General features: G+C 67.8%; 13 protein-coding genes. 3 read left to right on the top strand and 10 right to left on the bottom strand.

Translation table 11 applies throughout. From position 1 onward, the window contains the following. Window positions 1-55: 55 nt before the first annotated feature. Window positions 56-1,543, bottom strand: coding sequence for a tRNA (N6-isopentenyl adenosine(37)-C2)-methylthiotransferase MiaB (gene miaB, locus BW733_RS15140; protein WP_077351780.1), 1,488 nt, complete (start codon window positions 1,541-1,543; stop codon window positions 56-58). A 94-nt stretch (window positions 1,544-1,637) separates the two neighbouring features. Here miaB and BW733_RS15135 point away from each other — a divergent pair, with 94 nt between their 5' ends. Together BW733_RS15135 and BW733_RS15130 are read left to right on the top strand one after the other, a co-directional pair. Further along, on the top strand, window positions 1,638-2,408 hold the full coding sequence (locus BW733_RS15135) for a phosphotransferase (protein WP_077351778.1): 771 nt from the start codon (window positions 1,638-1,640) through the stop codon (window positions 2,406-2,408). Window positions 2,409-2,478: 70 nt separating this feature from the next. After that, window positions 2,479-3,357 (top strand): aldose epimerase family protein, encoded by an 879-nt coding sequence (locus tag BW733_RS15130; protein WP_152024749.1) that lies wholly within the window; start codon window positions 2,479-2,481, stop codon window positions 3,355-3,357. Window positions 3,358-3,417: 60 nt separating this feature from the next. Here the strand turns inward: BW733_RS15130 and rny are convergent, their stop codons facing one another. From rny to BW733_RS15110, 4 genes are all read right to left on the bottom strand, one after another. Next, the gene (gene rny / locus BW733_RS15125) at window positions 3,418-5,025 is read right to left on the bottom strand and encodes a ribonuclease Y (RefSeq protein ID WP_077351775.1); all 1,608 of its coding nucleotides are present in this window, start codon (window positions 5,023-5,025) and stop codon (window positions 3,418-3,420) included. A gap of 197 nt (window positions 5,026-5,222) precedes the next feature. Further along, window positions 5,223-5,741: a regulatory protein RecX gene (locus BW733_RS15120; protein ID WP_161490259.1), complete on the bottom strand. Its 519-nt coding sequence runs from the start codon at window positions 5,739-5,741 to the stop codon at window positions 5,223-5,225. Further along, window positions 5,731-6,780: a recombinase RecA gene (recA, locus tag BW733_RS15115; RefSeq protein ID WP_077351773.1), complete on the bottom strand. Its 1,050-nt coding sequence runs from the start codon at window positions 6,778-6,780 to the stop codon at window positions 5,731-5,733. Before recA ends, BW733_RS15120 begins: the two co-directional genes overlap by 11 nt. A 205-nt stretch (window positions 6,781-6,985) precedes the next feature. After that, window positions 6,986-7,180: a DUF3046 domain-containing protein gene (locus tag BW733_RS15110; RefSeq protein ID WP_077351772.1), complete on the bottom strand. Its 195-nt coding sequence runs from the start codon at window positions 7,178-7,180 to the stop codon at window positions 6,986-6,988. A 213-nt stretch (window positions 7,181-7,393) separates the two neighbouring features. Between BW733_RS15110 and BW733_RS15105 the strand changes: the two genes are divergently transcribed. Then, window positions 7,394-8,215, top strand: coding sequence for a DeoR/GlpR family DNA-binding transcription regulator (locus BW733_RS15105; protein WP_077353054.1), 822 nt, complete (start codon window positions 7,394-7,396; stop codon window positions 8,213-8,215). On the opposite strand, the gene BW733_RS15100 is transcribed toward BW733_RS15105, so the two are convergent. The 5 genes from BW733_RS15100 to BW733_RS15080 all read right to left on the bottom strand — a co-directional run bounded on the left by BW733_RS15100 (window position 8,165) and on the right by BW733_RS15080 (window position 13,632). Beyond that, entirely contained in the window at window positions 8,165-8,440 is a 276-nt protein-coding gene (locus BW733_RS15100; protein WP_077351771.1) for a helix-turn-helix domain-containing protein, read from the bottom strand. The genes BW733_RS15105 and BW733_RS15100 overlap by 51 nt on opposite strands. A gap of 89 nt (window positions 8,441-8,529) precedes the next feature. Further along, on the bottom strand, window positions 8,530-9,009 hold the full coding sequence (locus BW733_RS15095) for a CinA family protein (protein WP_077351770.1): 480 nt from the start codon (window positions 9,007-9,009) through the stop codon (window positions 8,530-8,532). Window positions 9,010-9,041: 32 nt separating this feature from the next. Beyond that, the gene (gene pgsA, locus BW733_RS15090; protein ID WP_077351769.1) at window positions 9,042-9,650 is read right to left on the bottom strand and encodes a CDP-diacylglycerol--glycerol-3-phosphate 3-phosphatidyltransferase; all 609 of its coding nucleotides are present in this window, start codon (window positions 9,648-9,650) and stop codon (window positions 9,042-9,044) included. Then, on the bottom strand, window positions 9,647-11,059 hold the full coding sequence (gene rimO, locus BW733_RS15085; protein ID WP_077351765.1) for a 30S ribosomal protein S12 methylthiotransferase RimO: 1,413 nt from the start codon (window positions 11,057-11,059) through the stop codon (window positions 9,647-9,649). Before rimO ends, pgsA begins: the two co-directional genes overlap by 4 nt. 14 nt (window positions 11,060-11,073) lie before the next feature. Beyond that, window positions 11,074-13,632 carry an FtsK/SpoIIIE family DNA translocase gene (locus BW733_RS15080; protein ID WP_152024748.1) on the bottom strand — a complete coding sequence of 853 codons (2,559 nt, stop codon included), beginning with the start codon at window positions 13,630-13,632 and terminating at the stop codon, window positions 11,074-11,076. Between the last annotated feature and the right edge of the window lie 178 nt (window positions 13,633-13,810).

The raw sequence follows: 13,810 nt of genomic DNA, 5'->3' as shown, positions 1-13,810 counted from the left end.
GAGTATCGGCCGGACACCCCCGGAGATCAGAGGTCTGATCTTTAACGGCTCAGCCTCATTGCGCGGACGACACCTCCGCGGGCTTGCCGACGGCGGGCATGCCGAGGCCCACTCCGACCGGCTGGGGTGTCGTCGTCGCGGCCTCCCAGGCGTCGCCTCCACGCGTGCGACGCAGTCCGGTGAAGGGCACGTCGGAGTTGAGGTGATGCGGGGCGGCGTGCGTGATCCGGACGGTTGCGATGTCGCCGGGTCGGGGTCGGTCGGCCGGGTCGGCAGGCGCGGCGACGTGGACGAGGCGGTTGTCCCGGGCGCGGCCGCTGAGCCGCTGGGTCTCGGCGTCCTTGCGCCCCTCACCTGTGGCGAACATCACCTCGACGTCCTGACCCACGAAGCGCTTGTTCTCCTCCCAGGCCAACTCGTTGACGAGTTCGATGAGCCGGTCGTAGCGCTCCTGGACGACCGCCTTCGGCACCTGGGCGTCCATCGTCGCCGCGGGGGTGCCCGGGCGGATGGAGTACTGGAAGGTGAATGCTGCCGAGAAGCGGGCCTCGCGGACGACGTCCATCGTCGCCTGGAAGTCCTCCTCGGTCTCCCCGGGGAAGCCGACGATGATGTCGGTGGTGATGGCGGCCAGCGGCATCGCCTCGCGCACGCGCTCGAGGATGCCGAGGAACTTCTTGGAGCGGTACGAGCGCCGCATCGTCTTGAGGATCTGATCGGAGCCGGACTGCAGCGGCATGTGCAGCTGCGGCATCACGTTGTGGGTCTCGGCCATCGCCTCGATGACGTCGTCGGTGAAGTCCTTCGGGTGCGGGGAGGTGAACCGGACCCGCTCGAGACCCTCGATGGAGCCGCAGGCGCGCAGCAGCTTGGCGAAGGCCTGGCGGTCCCCGAACTCGACGCCGTAGGCGTTGACGTTCTGGCCGAGCAGCGTGATCTCCTGCACGCCCTGGGCGACAAGCATCTCGATCTCGGCGAGAATGTCGCCGGGTCGCCGGTCCGACTCCTTTCCTCGCAGCGCAGGCACGATGCAGAAGGTGCAGGTGTTGTTGCAGCCGACGCTGACCGACACCCATGCCGAGTAGGGAGACTCCCTGCGGCTGGGGAGGTTGCTCGGGAACGTCTCGAGTGCCTCCTTGATCTCGATCTGCGCCTCCCGCTCGACGCGGGCCCGCTCGAGGAGCCGCGGCAGGGCGCCGACATTGTGGGTGCCGAAGACCACGTCCACCCATGGGGCCTTCTTGAGGATGACCTCGCGGTCCTTCTGCGCCATGCAGCCACCGACCGCGATCTGCAGACCCGGATGGGCAGCTTTGACGCTGGCCATGTGTCCGAGGTTGCCGTAGAGGCGGTTGTCTGCGTTCTCGCGCACCGCACACGTGTTGAACACCACGACGTCGGCCCCGGCGCCGAGCGTCGGATCGGCCACGGCGTCGGCCCTGGACAGGCCCGCCTCTTCCAGGAGGCCACTGATCCGCTCGGAGTCGTGGACGTTCATCTGGCACCCGTAGGTGATGACGTGGTAGGTGCGCTCAGTAGTCATAGCCCGACCATGGTAATCGTCACCGACGGGTTTGCGCCCAAAGGGCAGTCCCTGCGTCCCGCTCGGACAGGCTCAGGCGGCTTAGGCTTGGCCAATGCCCACAGAGGAGAGACTCGGAGGCGGCAACGCGAGTGGCACCGTCGTGCGCGTCGGGGAGACCGTGCGCAAACGGTGGACGCCGGCCACGCCGAGCGTCACGCGGTTCATCACGGCCGTTCGCGCCGCAGGGGTGGAGGCGCCCGCACCGCTCGGCCGTGACGAGCACGGACGACAAGTTCTGCAGTGGATTCCAGGCAGGCTCGCATCTAAGCTCGCGCCGCTGTCGAGGGAACAACTGCGCAGCATCGGAGCGGTGATACGCGACATCCATGACGCGAGCCTTGGCTTCACGCCGACCGGTGAGGATGTGTGGGAGTCGGCGATCCCTGCGCCGGGCTCGGAGCTGATCTGCCACAACGACCTGGCGCCCTGGAACCTCCTGCTGCCGGCGGAAGAGGGCGGCCACCCCGTCTTCATCGACTGGGATGCCGCGGGCCCGAGCACACGGCTGTGGGATCTGGCCTATGCGGCCATGACCTTCGCCCTCTCCGAGCCCTCGCGGGCCGCAGTGGACGCGGCAGGCGATCTCTCCGCGCTGGTCGAGGGCTACGCGCCCGAGCCGTCGATCCGCCGCACGCTGGCAGAGGCGGTGGTCAGGCGGGCCGAGGCGATGTACGCGCTCCTGAGCGACGCTCACCGGATCGGTCGTCAGCCCTGGGCCGCCATGTTCACCAACGGCCACGGTGCCCATTGGGACGCAGTGCGCAGCTACGTCCGCGCCAATGAGCCGCTCTGGGACGCGGCCCTCACCACTGCCCTTCGGTGAGCGGTACCACCTTGGTCCAGAGCCTGGGGCGCCCCTCCTGCGCCATCCACAGCGCACTAGGCTCTGCACCATGACGACACTCCCCACTGGGCGACAGTTCACGATCTCGTCCGGCCGCCACGCAGCGGTCGTCACGGAGGTCGGCGCCACCCTCCGCAGCCTGACCTTCGACGGGTCCGAGGTGCTGTGGACCTTCGCCGAGGACGAGGCTCCGCGCGGCTCAATGGGCCGCCAGCTCGTTCCGTGGCCGAACCGGATCCGTGACGGCCGCTACACGTTCAACGGAGTCGAACGGCAGTTGCCGATCACCGAGGTGCCGCGCAACACCGCGCTGCACGGGCTCGGTGACGGGATGGCCTGGCGGCTCGTCTCCCACACCGACGACTCGGTCGCGATGGCCGCCACGATCTACCCGCAGGCCGGGTGGGACGCCGTGCTCGACGTCGAGATCACCCACAGCGTCGATGAGGACGGCCTGCGGGTCACGGTCGAGGCGCGCAACATCGGCTCGACCAGCGCCCCCTACGGCTACGGTGCGCACCCCTACGTCGCCGCAGACCTCGCGAACTCGCGCCTGACGCTTCCATTCGCCAAAGAGCTCGCGGTCGATCCCGAACGCCTGCTCCCGATCGAGATCGGCCCGCTCTCCCCCGAGCATGACTTCGTCTCACCCCGCCTCGTCGGGGACACCTTCTTCGATTCGGCCTTCGTCGAGCCGATCGGCGACTGGGAGATCACCCTCGAGACGCCAGAGCGGCGCGTCGTGTTCTGGGCCGACCACACCCAGGCGTGGGCGCAGGTCTACACGACACCCACGCGCGACGCCATGGCCATCGAGCCGATGACCTGCGGCCCGGACGCGTTCAACGAGGGGCCGACGCACGACTCGATGACCGTGCTGGAGCCCGGGGACAGCACGCGCTCCGTGTGGGGCATCCGGGTCTCCTGATCACGCGTTGACGCCCGGGGAGCTGTCGGCTCCCCGGGCGTCACTGCTTTCAGCGCGATCTCAGTGGGCAGTCTCGGTCGCGCGGGACTCACGCACGACGGTGATCCGGATCTGGCCGGGGTAGCTCAGGTTCTTCTCCACCTCGTTGGCGATGTCGCGGGCCAGCGCGTGGGCGCCAGCATCGTCGACGACCTCGGGGGCGACCATGACCCGCATCTCGCGACCGGCCTGCATGGCGTAGGCACGCATGACGCCCTCGTGGGCGGTGGCCAGGTGCTCGAGGTTCTCCATGCGCTCCACGTACGCCTCGAGCGACTCGCGGCGGGCGCCGGGACGGGAGCCGGAGATCGCATCTGCCGCCTGGGTGAGGACGGCCTCCACCGTGCGGGGCTCGACCTCATTGTGATGCGCCTCGACGGCGTGCACGACGTCCTCGTCCTCGCCGTACCTGCGCAGCAGTTCCGCCCCGATGATGGCGTGTGGCCCCTCGACCTCGTGGGTCAGCGCCTTGCCGATGTCGTGCAGGAAGGCGGCGCGCTTCACCGTCGCGACGTTGAGCCCCAGCTCGGCCGCCATCACTCCGGCGAGATGGGCGCTCTCGGTGAGGTGGCGCAGCACGTTCTGCCCGTACGACGTGCGGAAGGCCAGCGCTCCGAGGATCGGGATCAGGTCGGGATGCAGGTCGACGATGCCGACCTCGGCCAAAGCGTCCTCCGCGGCACGCTCGACCCGCTCCCCCATTCGGCGCTGGCTGCGCTCGTACACCTCTTCGATGCGCGCCGGATGGATGCGCCCGTCGGCGACGAGATCAACCAGCGTGAGGCGCGCCGTCTCGCGTCGGACGGGGTCGAAGCTGCTGAGCAGCACCGACTCCGGGGTGTCGTCGATCAGCAGGTTCACGCCGGTGATCTGCTCGAAGGCACGGATGTTGCGACCCTCACGCCCGATGATCCGGCCCTTCATCTCATCGCTCGGAAGGTCGACCGTGCTGACCACCGACTCATTCGTCTGCTCGGAGGCGACGCGCTGGATGGCAGTGACGATGATGGAGCGGGCCATCTTGTCTGCCTCGCGGCGCGCGGTGGTCTCGATGTCGCGGGCGATGGACGTGGCGGAGAGTTTGGCCTGTCGTTCCGCCTCGGCGAGCACCTCGTTGCGTGCCTCCTCGACGCTCAGCCCGGCGACGCGCTCGAGTTCCGTGGCGATGCCCTCGCGCTGGGCCTCCACCTCGGTGCGGGCGCTGCGCAGCTGTGACCTGAGATCCTCCAGGTGTTCGGATCGGGAGGCGAGCGCCTGCGTGTCGCTGACGATGCGGTCCTCGCGTTCGTGCAGCCGGGCCTCGCGGCGCTCCTGGGCGGCGCGTTCCTCGCGCAGCTCGGAACGCTGGGTGGTGAGGGTCTCGTCAATGTCCTGCCTGCGCCGGTCGGCGTCGGAGAGGATCTGCTCGGCGCGTTCGGTGGCCTGCGCGACCGCACGCTCGGCGTCGACGCGCATGGCGTCAGCGCTGGCCTTCGCCGTCTCCTTGAGCGCGGCCGCCTCTCGGGAAAGGCGCTCTTCGCCCCGCTCCCGTTCGCGTCGAGTCTGGACGATCACGCGCCACAGGAGGAGCGCGAGGACCACGATGACGACGAGCGAGATACCGGCCAGCAACCATCCAAGCTCACCCATGGCGTCTCCCTTCGTAGCGGCACAGGGCACCGCAGGAGGAGACGGCAACGCAGCCGGTCTCCGGCTGCCACTTCATGGACGCAAAGCATCGCGTCGTCAGTCAATCGGCGCCTGTCGCGCCGCGGGGATGTCGTTTCAAGGTGGCCGTCGAAGACGGCCCATGGTTCATGCGGGGTCCTGTGACCTTGCGCAAGAGCCTATTGGTCGCCTGTGGAAAACTCAACCGGGTCAGCACTGAAAACCTCGGCGAGGACCGAGGAGACGATGCTGCCTGAGAAGCCCCGACGCGCCAGCACCCCGGCCAGCCGACGGCGGGCGACCTGCGTCTCGAGCCGGGCCATGCTGCGCAACCTGCGCTGCGCCAACTGGAGCGCGGCCTCGCGTTCCTGCTCGGGGTCGAGCTCGGCGAGCACCTCATCGGCGATCTCGCGTTCGACCCCCTTCGCCTGCAACTCCTGCCTGATCCGGGTGCGCCCCCGGAGGCTGTGTTTAGACCGCGACTCGGCCAACGCCTGGGCGAAGGACGCGTCGTCGATCAGGCCGACGTCGGTGAACCGCTCGATGACCTCGTCAGCCACGTCGGCAGGGACGTTGCGCCGCTTGAACACGCTCCGCAACTCCTGCTCGGATCGTTGCCGCACAGCGAGTTGATCGAGCGCAATCTTGCGGGCCACCTCGAGTTGGGTGGCCCGCTCATCGGCCTGATCAGAAGTCAACTTCGCCCGTCTCGGGGTTGATGCCCTCGGGCACCTCGTCCTGGTTCTTGTCCACTCCGAGGTGGAGACGGATGCGGCGTTCGATTTCATCTGCCACGTCGGCGTTGTTCTTCAGGAAGTTACGCGCGTTCTCCTTGCCCTGGCCGAGCTGGTCGGACTCGTAGGTGAACCAGGCTCCGGCCTTGCGGATGATGCCTGCGTCGACACCCATGTCGATGAGGCTGCCCTCGCGGGAGATGCCCTCGCCGTAGATGATGTCGAACTCGGCCTGCTTGAAGGGCGGCGCCACCTTGTTCTTGACCACCTTCACGCGGGTGCGGTTGCCGACCATGTCGGTGCCGTCCTTCAGCGTCTCGATGCGGCGCACGTCGAGGCGGACCGAAGAGTAGAACTTCAGTGCACGCCCACCGGTGGTGGTCTCGGGGCTGCCGAACATCACGCCGATCTTCTCGCGAAGCTGGTTGATGAAGATCGCGGTGGTGTTGGACGACTTCAGGGCGCCGGTCATCTTGCGCAGCGCCTGGCTCATCAGGCGGGCCTGCAGGCCGACGTGGGAGTCGCCCATCTCGCCCTCGATCTCGGCGCGGGGCGTCAGGGCGGCCACCGAGTCGATGACGATGAGCGAGAGCGCGCCGGAGCGCACGAGCGTGTCGGCGATCTCGAGGGCCTGCTCACCGTTGTCTGGCTGGGAGACGAGCAGTTCATCGGTGTTGACGCCGAGCTTCTGCGCGTAGTCGGGATCGAGGGCGTGCTCCGCGTCGATGAAGGCACAGATGCCGCCGCCACGCTGGGCATTGGCGATCGCATGGAGCGCGACGGTGGTCTTACCGCTGGACTCGGGGCCGTAGATCTCGACCACGCGGCCGCGCGGGAGACCTCCGATACCGAGCGCGACATCGAGCGCGACGGAGCCGGTGGGGATGATGTCGATGGGTTGGCGGGAATCCTCGCCGAGCCGCATCACCGATCCCTTGCCATGGGCCTTCTCGATCTGGGCGAGCGCTGCCTCGAGCGCCTTTTTACGGTCCGCAACGGCCATCGGTTTTCCTTCCTGGAACTGGCTCGGGGTGAACCAGATGTGTCGTCGATAGTCACTGTAGGAAGACGGTGCGACAGTTTTTCATCCGCATGTCCCCTGTGGAGAACAACGCTCCGCACTCTACCGAACACCCGTTCGAATGCGCCAGCGACACGCGGCTGAAAAAGCACCGCCCCGTCGGTGATCGGGGCGCTCGGGTGGCGCCTCAGCGCAGCGTGTCGGGAAGCTCGAGCTGCGCCCAGACGGCGCGCCAGATCCGCTTGCACGGGAGCCCTGCGCTCAGCGCCTCGCGCACCGTGCGGCTTCCGAGGTCCTCAAGGACGACCTGGTCGGCCCACGACGCCGCATACCCCCCGGGCAGGACGGCGTCCATCCGCTGCCACAACTCAACCTCGCGCACCTGCCAACCGTACAGTCGGGGGCGCCACAGCCGAAGTGGGCATTTTTTCTGCGCGCGTGAACGGGCAACTCTGCGCGATAAGGTCTGTTGTTGTGATTAAACTCGCGCTCAGTAATTGTGAGCTAATCGCTCACTTGGCAACAGAGATGTTGGTGCGAAGGAGTCCCCTGCATGAACGCGCCCGGTACGCCGTCACACAAGCGATCCGATCGGATGGTCGCTCTCCTGGCGCTCCTGACAGAACAGGGCCAACTGCCGCTCTCCTACCTGGCGGAGACGCTCGACGCCTCAGCGGCGACGATCCGCCGTGATGTGGCGCTGCTCGCCGCTCAGGGTCTGCTCGAGCGCACCCACGGAGGCGCCCGGCCGGTCAAGGGCAACCGGGAGCTCCCCGTGCGCCTGCGCGACGGCCGCAACCAGGAGTCCAAGCGGCGCATCGCGCGCACCGTTGCGGGCCTGATTCCGCACGGCAAGCACGCCATAGGGCTGACCGGCGGCACGACCACGGCCGAGGTGCTGCGTGCGCTGCGCAACCGCGACGACCTGACGATCATCACCAACTCGCTGAGCATCGGGCTCGAGGCGGCGGAGATGGGGCAGGCGCGGGTGCTCATCGCCGGCGGCGTCCTGCGCTCCAGCTCGCTCGAACTGGTTGGTTCGCTCGCGGAGTCGACCATGAAGCTGGTCAACGTGGGCACTGCTGTGATCGGCGCGGACGGCGTGAGCGCCACCGGTGGGCTCACGACGCACGACGAGATAGAGGCGAGGACCAACTACGCGATGATCGAACGCGCACAGCGGGTGATCGTGGCGGTGGACTCGAGCAAGCTGGGAAACCGCACGCTCGCAAAAATGGCCGACGTCACGGACTTCCATGTCCTCGTCACCGACTCGGAGGCTCCCGAGGATGAGCTGGACGCGTTCCGTGACGCCGGCATCGAAGTTCATGTCGTCGAGGCGGGTCGCCCCGGCGAGACTACCGCCCTACGCGGCCGCCGCGACGCGCGGCAGGCGCTCGGCTTCGAGGGCAGCTAGCTTCCCGCTGATGGAGATCATCAGTTCGGAAAGGGACACGTCAAGGGCGGACGCAATGGAGAACAGCACCTCGCTCGATGCCTCCTTGTGACCCCGCTCGATCTCGGACAGATATCCAAGTGAGACCATGCTGGCCATGGAGACCTCTCGCAGGGTCATGCCGGCGGCCATCCGGAGCTCCCGGAGCGTCTCACCCATCACCTTACGAATCAGAATCGTCTTCACGGCTTACCTACCTTGCTGGCGGACCGGATGCCCGCCTACATGGGGTACAACCACCAGAGGATGTGATTTGTTCCCTGACCGCGAACCGGTTACAAAACGCGCAACAGCATTGAAAGCGCGTGCTCGATGGCGGCCGAGCGGATCTGCTCACGGTCTCCCTCGAACTGCTTGAGTTCGGTGTACTCGGGCCAGTCCGACATGCCCACCCGCGGGCCGACTACGGCGAACCAGACCGTGCCCACCTTCGCGCCGTCGGTCTCGGTCGGGCCGGCGACGCCCGTGGTGGAGACGGCCCAGTCGGAACCGCAGGCGGCCTGGGCCCCCAGCGCCATCTGGAGGGCGGTCAACTCGTTGACCACTCCCTCGTTGGCGATCAGTTCCTCGTCCACGCCTGCGAGCGAGGCCTTCAATTCACGGGCATAGGTGACGAGGGCGCCACGGAAGACCGCGGAGGCGCCGGGGACCGACGTCAGGGCCGCGCCGATCCCGCCGCCGGTGAGCGACTCGCAGGTGGAAAGGGTGACGGTGCGTCCGGCCATCTTCTTGATGACGTCCTCAGCCAGCGACATGGTTCCTCCTACAGACAATCGTGGGGGGACTTTCAGGCTACCGACCCATCCCGCTTCGCGAGCGCGTCGCGGCGGATCCTCCAGGCGTGCCGCAGGTAGTCGATCCCGGTGATGACGGTGAGGATCAGCGCTGCCCACATCAGCACCCAGGCGAGGACCTGGAGCGGGCCGGGCAGGAAGTCGAGATTGAGGTTGAACAGGATGAGGGCGAGCGTCTGGGTGACGGTCTTGGCCTTGCCACCCTTGTTGGCGGCCATGACCGTCCCGTACTTCTTGAGCACTTCGCGCACCCAGGTGATGCCCCATTCGCGCACCAGGATGATCACTGTGAACACCCAGGGCAGGTCGCCCAGGATACTGAGCGTGATGAACGCCGCACCCGTGAGCGCCTTGTCCGCGATCGGGTCCCAGAGCTTGCCGAAGTCCGTGATCAGGTTGTACTTGCGGGCGATGTGACCGTCGGCCAGGTCGGTGAGCATCGCGGCCGTGAAGACAATGGTCGCGGCGAGCCGCCACGAGAACGCCTCGGGCCCGAGGAACATCAGGACGACGTAGATGGGGACCAGGATGATGCGCACGACCGTCAGGATGTTTGGCACATTCCAGTTGCTCGGTTTGGCTTCCGCCGGATTCTCGCTCACTTCGCCTCCGCGATCAGGTCGATGCCGTCCGAGTCGGTCACCCGGGCTGTGATCAGGTCACCCACGACGGCGGGGCCGTCCAGGGTGACGATGCCGTCGGTCTCCGGCGCCTGGTGCATGGCCCGGCCCGTGCCTTCCGCGTCCTCGACGAGGACGATGACGTCCTCCCCGATCCGGTCGGCGGCGCGCGCCTCGCAGACCTCGATGGCCACATCGGCAAGCATGGCGCGACGCTCCTCGATCTCCTCGTCGGAGAGGTGGCCAGGCAGTCCGACCCCCTCGGTGCCCTCCTCGTCGGAGTAGCCGAAGACGCCGAGCACGTCGAGGTTCGCGTCAATGATGAACTGCCGCAGGATCTCGACATCGGCCTGCGTCTCGCCCGGGAAACCGGCGATCACGTTGCTGCGGATGCCCGCCTCGGGGGCCGAGGCCCGGATGCGCCCGATCAGCGACAGAAAGGCCTCCGCCTCGCCGAAGCGGCGCATGGAGCGCAGCACGTCACGCGAGGCGTGCTGGAAGCTGAGATCGAAGTAGGGGACGACCTTTTCCGTGCCGAGCATGGCGTCGATCAGCCCTGGCCGGATCTCCGCCGGTTGCAGGTACGACACACGGATCCACTCGAGGCCGTCGATGCCGGAGAGCCGCTGCAACAACCTCTCAAGGCGGTGCTCCGAGCCGAGGTCCTTGCCGTAGGAGGAGGTGTTCTCTGAGACGAGGAACAGCTCCTTCACGCCGCTGTCGACGAGCCAGCGCGCCTCGTCCTCGAGCTCGTCCATGGGGCGCGACAGATAGCTGCCACGGAAGGCTGGGATGGCGCAGAAGGCGCAGCGCCGGTCGCAGCCGGAGGCGATCTTCAGAGAGGCAGCTGGCCCGTCGCCGAGGCGGCGACGGAAGGCCTTCGGGCCGCTTGCCGGGGCGAGGCCCTCGGGAAGCGGTGCGTGGCCGGGGACGGCGAGACCCGCCGCGGCCTCGCGCCTGGCCGACGGGCTCAGCGGGAGCAGCTTGCGCCGGTCCCGCGGAACATGCGAGATGAGCTTCTCGCCGTCGAGGATCGAGCGGAGCCGGTCGGAGATGTCGGCGTAGTCGTCGAAGCCGAGCACGGCGTCGGCCTCAGGCAGTTCGGAGGCCAGCTCGACGCCGTAGCGCTCAGCCATGCAGCCGACGGCCACCACCGACTTCACCGTGCCGTCACCCTTGAGATCCGCGGCCGCGAGCAGGGTGTCGATGGAGTCCTTCTTCGCCTGGTCGACGAAGCCGCACGTGTTGACCACCACGGTCTCGGCGTCCTCGGGATTGTCGACGAGGGTGAACCCGCCGACCTCGAGCCTCGCCGCCAGCTCCTCTGAGTCGACGTCATTGCGTGCGCAGCCGAGGGAGGCGATGTGCACCGAGCGCTGGGAGGTAGTCATCTGACCCATTATCGTCATCCGTTGGCGAGATTGGCCAACACTTCATCCAGGTCGTCCGGCTTCACGAGCACCTCACGGGCCTTCGACCCTTCGGACGGACCGACCACTCCCCTGCTCTCCAGGATGTCCATCAGGCGGCCTGCCTTGGCGAACCCGACCCGCAGCTTGCGCTGGAGCATCGAGGTCGAGCCGAGCTGGAGCTCGACGATGAGACGGCACGCATCAAGCACCAGTTCGAGGTCGTCGCCGATGTCGTCGACGACCTTCTTCTCCGCCCCGGCCGCCGCGGTGACGTCCTCGCGGTAGTTGGGCTGGAGCTGTTCGGAGACGAACGCGACGATGTCGCGGATCTCGGACTCGTTGACCCAGGCGCCCTGGACGCGGATCGGCTTGCCTGCACCCATCGGCAGGAACAGGCCGTCGCCCTTTCCGACGAGCTTCTCGGCGCCCGGCTGGTCGAGGATGACGCGGGAGTCGGTCATCGATGAGGTGGCGAAGGCGAGCCGTGAGGGGACGTTCGCCTTGATCAGGCCCGTCACGACGTCGGTGGAGGGTCGCTGCGTGGCGAGGACGAGGTGGATGCCCGCGGCTCGGGCGAGCTGCGTGATGCGCACCACAGACTCCTCGACGTCGCGCGGGGCGACCATCATCAGGTCGGCGAGCTCGTCGACGACCACGAGCAGGTAGGGGTACGGGTGCAGCACCCGCTCTGACCCTTCGGGGACCTTCACCTGGCCGGCCTTGACGGCCTTGTTGAAGTCGTCGACGTGACGGAAGCCGAAGGCGGCGAGATCGTCGTAGCGCATGTCCATCTCGCGCACCACCCACGCGAGGGCCTCTGCCGCCTTCTTCGGGTTCGTGATGATGGGCGTGACGAGGTGCGGGATGCCTTCGTACTGGTTGAGTTCGACACGCTTCGGGTCGACGAGCAGCAGGCGGACCTCGTCCGGGGTCGCGCGCATCATGATCGAGGTGATCAGCGAGTTGATGAAGCTCGACTTGCCGGAGCCGGTGGCGCCTGCCACCAGCAGGTGGGGCATCTTGGCCATGTTGGCCAGCACGAACCCACCCTCGACGTCCTTGCCTAGGCCGACCGTCATCGGGTGGTGGTCGTTGCGGGCCTTCTGCGAGCGCAGCACGTCGCCGAGCGAGACGACCTCCTTGTCCAGGTTCGGGATCTCGATGCCGATGGCGGACTTGCCCGGGATGGGGGTCAGGATCCGGATCTCGTTCGATCCGACGGCGTAGGCGATGTTGTCGGCGAGGCCGGTGACCTTGCTGACCTTGATCGCCGAGCCGAGCTCGACCTCGTAACGGGTGACCGTCGGGCCGCGCGTGTAACCGGTGACCCGGGCGTCGATCTCGAACTCGCTCAGCACCGCGGCGAGCTGGCGCACCACCTTGTCTGAGGCGTCGGTGCGGCTCTTCGGCTTCGACCCTGGCTTGAGCAGCTGTTCTTCCGGGAGCAGGTAGGCGATGTCGCCGCTGAGCTGGAGCTGCTCCGCACGCGGGGGCGGGCTGGTGTGCTCCGGAGGCTCCAGGTCGCGCGGCTCGTCCTTCGGCAGCCCGGCCTTCGAGCGCTGACGCGGAGCGGGCTCGGGCTCCGGTTCGGGCTCGGCGGCGGCGGCAGCGGGAAGCACGAAATCGTCGCTCGGCTCGTTGGCGAGGTCGTAGACCTCGTCGGCGTAGTCGTAGTCGACCTCGTCCTCGACGAGCGGGGTGTCGTAGGGCACGTCGACGCCGAGCTTGAGCTTCTCGTTCGGGGAGGCGTCATCGTCGCGCTCCACGAGCGAGCCGAAGGCCACCCCGATGCCGCGGACGATCTCGTTGAGGGGGCGGCCGATCACGATCAGCACGCCGAAGAGGGTGACGATCGCGAGGATCGGGACGCTCACATAGACGGTGAGCAGGTCGGTCAGGATGCTCGAGCTGACGTAGCCCAGCACGCCGCCTGCCTCGCGGACGGCGTCCATGTCGGTCGGCTTGGGGAGACCACGGGCGATGTGCACGAGGCCGAGCCCGCCGAGCGTGATCAGCATCCAACCAAGGCCGGTCCGTGGTGCGACGTCCACCTCGCGCGGGTGCCGCAGCACCCGCCATGCGCCGTACAGCAGGACGGCGGGCACGACCGGCGAGAGGCTCCCGAACACCGTCGAGATGCCCGTCCCGAGCGCCTCACCGACCGGGCCGGGGAGCGCGAACCAGAACCGGGCGGCGACGACGATGCCGAGCGAGAGCAGCAGGAGCCCCCACCCGTCGCGACGCAGCTTCGGGTCGACGTCCTTCGCGGCGCCACCGAAACTGCGGGCCACCCAGCCGACACCGCCGGCAAGGCCGGAGAAGATGGCCCCGATCCCCTTCAGGATCGCCATGCCAACACCCGGTCCCTGCTTGGGCTGGACCCTCGTCGTGCGTGTGGTGGACGCGCGCGAGCGCGACGCGGCCGCCGACGACTTGGTCGCCGGCTTCGGGGCCGGTTTCTTGGTGGTGGAACGTGCAGCGCCTGACGAGCTCTTTGAGCGCGTCGTAGTGCTGGTGTTCCGCGCTGAGGAGGAAGTTCCGCGGGACGCCATGGGCGTAACGCTAACTCACGCGGCCCCCGCAGACCTATCCCCCACGCCGTCGCTGCATCCGAAATGCCGGTGGGCGTGGGGTGAACCTGGTCGCGCCCATGGTCGGGGTATGCGCCGAGCGAGTGTCCCAGCAGCACTGCTCATCCTCTCCCTCACCGCCTGTCAGAGCGACGATGGT

Origin of the sequence: Tessaracoccus flavescens, assembly GCF_001998865.1 — a bacterium.
Classification (GTDB): Bacteria; Actinomycetota; Actinomycetes; order Propionibacteriales; family Propionibacteriaceae; genus Arachnia; species Arachnia flavescens.
Note: the sequence above shows the minus strand (reverse complement) of the source record. Positions and strands in the feature narration are given on the sequence as shown.

Excerpts from the sequence above, each read along its gene's own strand:
- miaB (WP_077351780.1), bottom strand. The coding sequence starts at position 1,543 with ATGACTACTGAGCGCACCTACCACGTCATCACCTACGGGTGCCAGATG.
- BW733_RS15135 (WP_077351778.1), top strand. The coding sequence starts at position 1,638 with ATGCCCACAGAGGAGAGACTCGGAGGCGGCAACGCGAGTGGCACCGTC.
- BW733_RS15130 (WP_152024749.1), top strand. The coding sequence starts at position 2,479 with ATGACGACACTCCCCACTGGGCGACAGTTCACGATCTCGTCCGGCCGC.
- rny (WP_077351775.1), bottom strand. The coding sequence starts at position 5,025 with ATGGGTGAGCTTGGATGGTTGCTGGCCGGTATCTCGCTCGTCGTCATC.
- recA (WP_077351773.1), bottom strand. The coding sequence starts at position 6,780 with ATGGCCGTTGCGGACCGTAAAAAGGCGCTCGAGGCAGCGCTCGCCCAG.
- BW733_RS15105 (WP_077353054.1), top strand. The coding sequence starts at position 7,394 with ATGGTCGCTCTCCTGGCGCTCCTGACAGAACAGGGCCAACTGCCGCTC.
- BW733_RS15095 (WP_077351770.1), bottom strand. The coding sequence starts at position 9,009 with ATGTCGCTGGCTGAGGACGTCATCAAGAAGATGGCCGGACGCACCGTC.
- rimO (WP_077351765.1), bottom strand. The coding sequence starts at position 11,059 with ATGACTACCTCCCAGCGCTCGGTGCACATCGCCTCCCTCGGCTGCGCA.
- BW733_RS15080 (WP_152024748.1), bottom strand. The coding sequence starts at position 13,632 with ATGGCGTCCCGCGGAACTTCCTCCTCAGCGCGGAACACCAGCACTACG.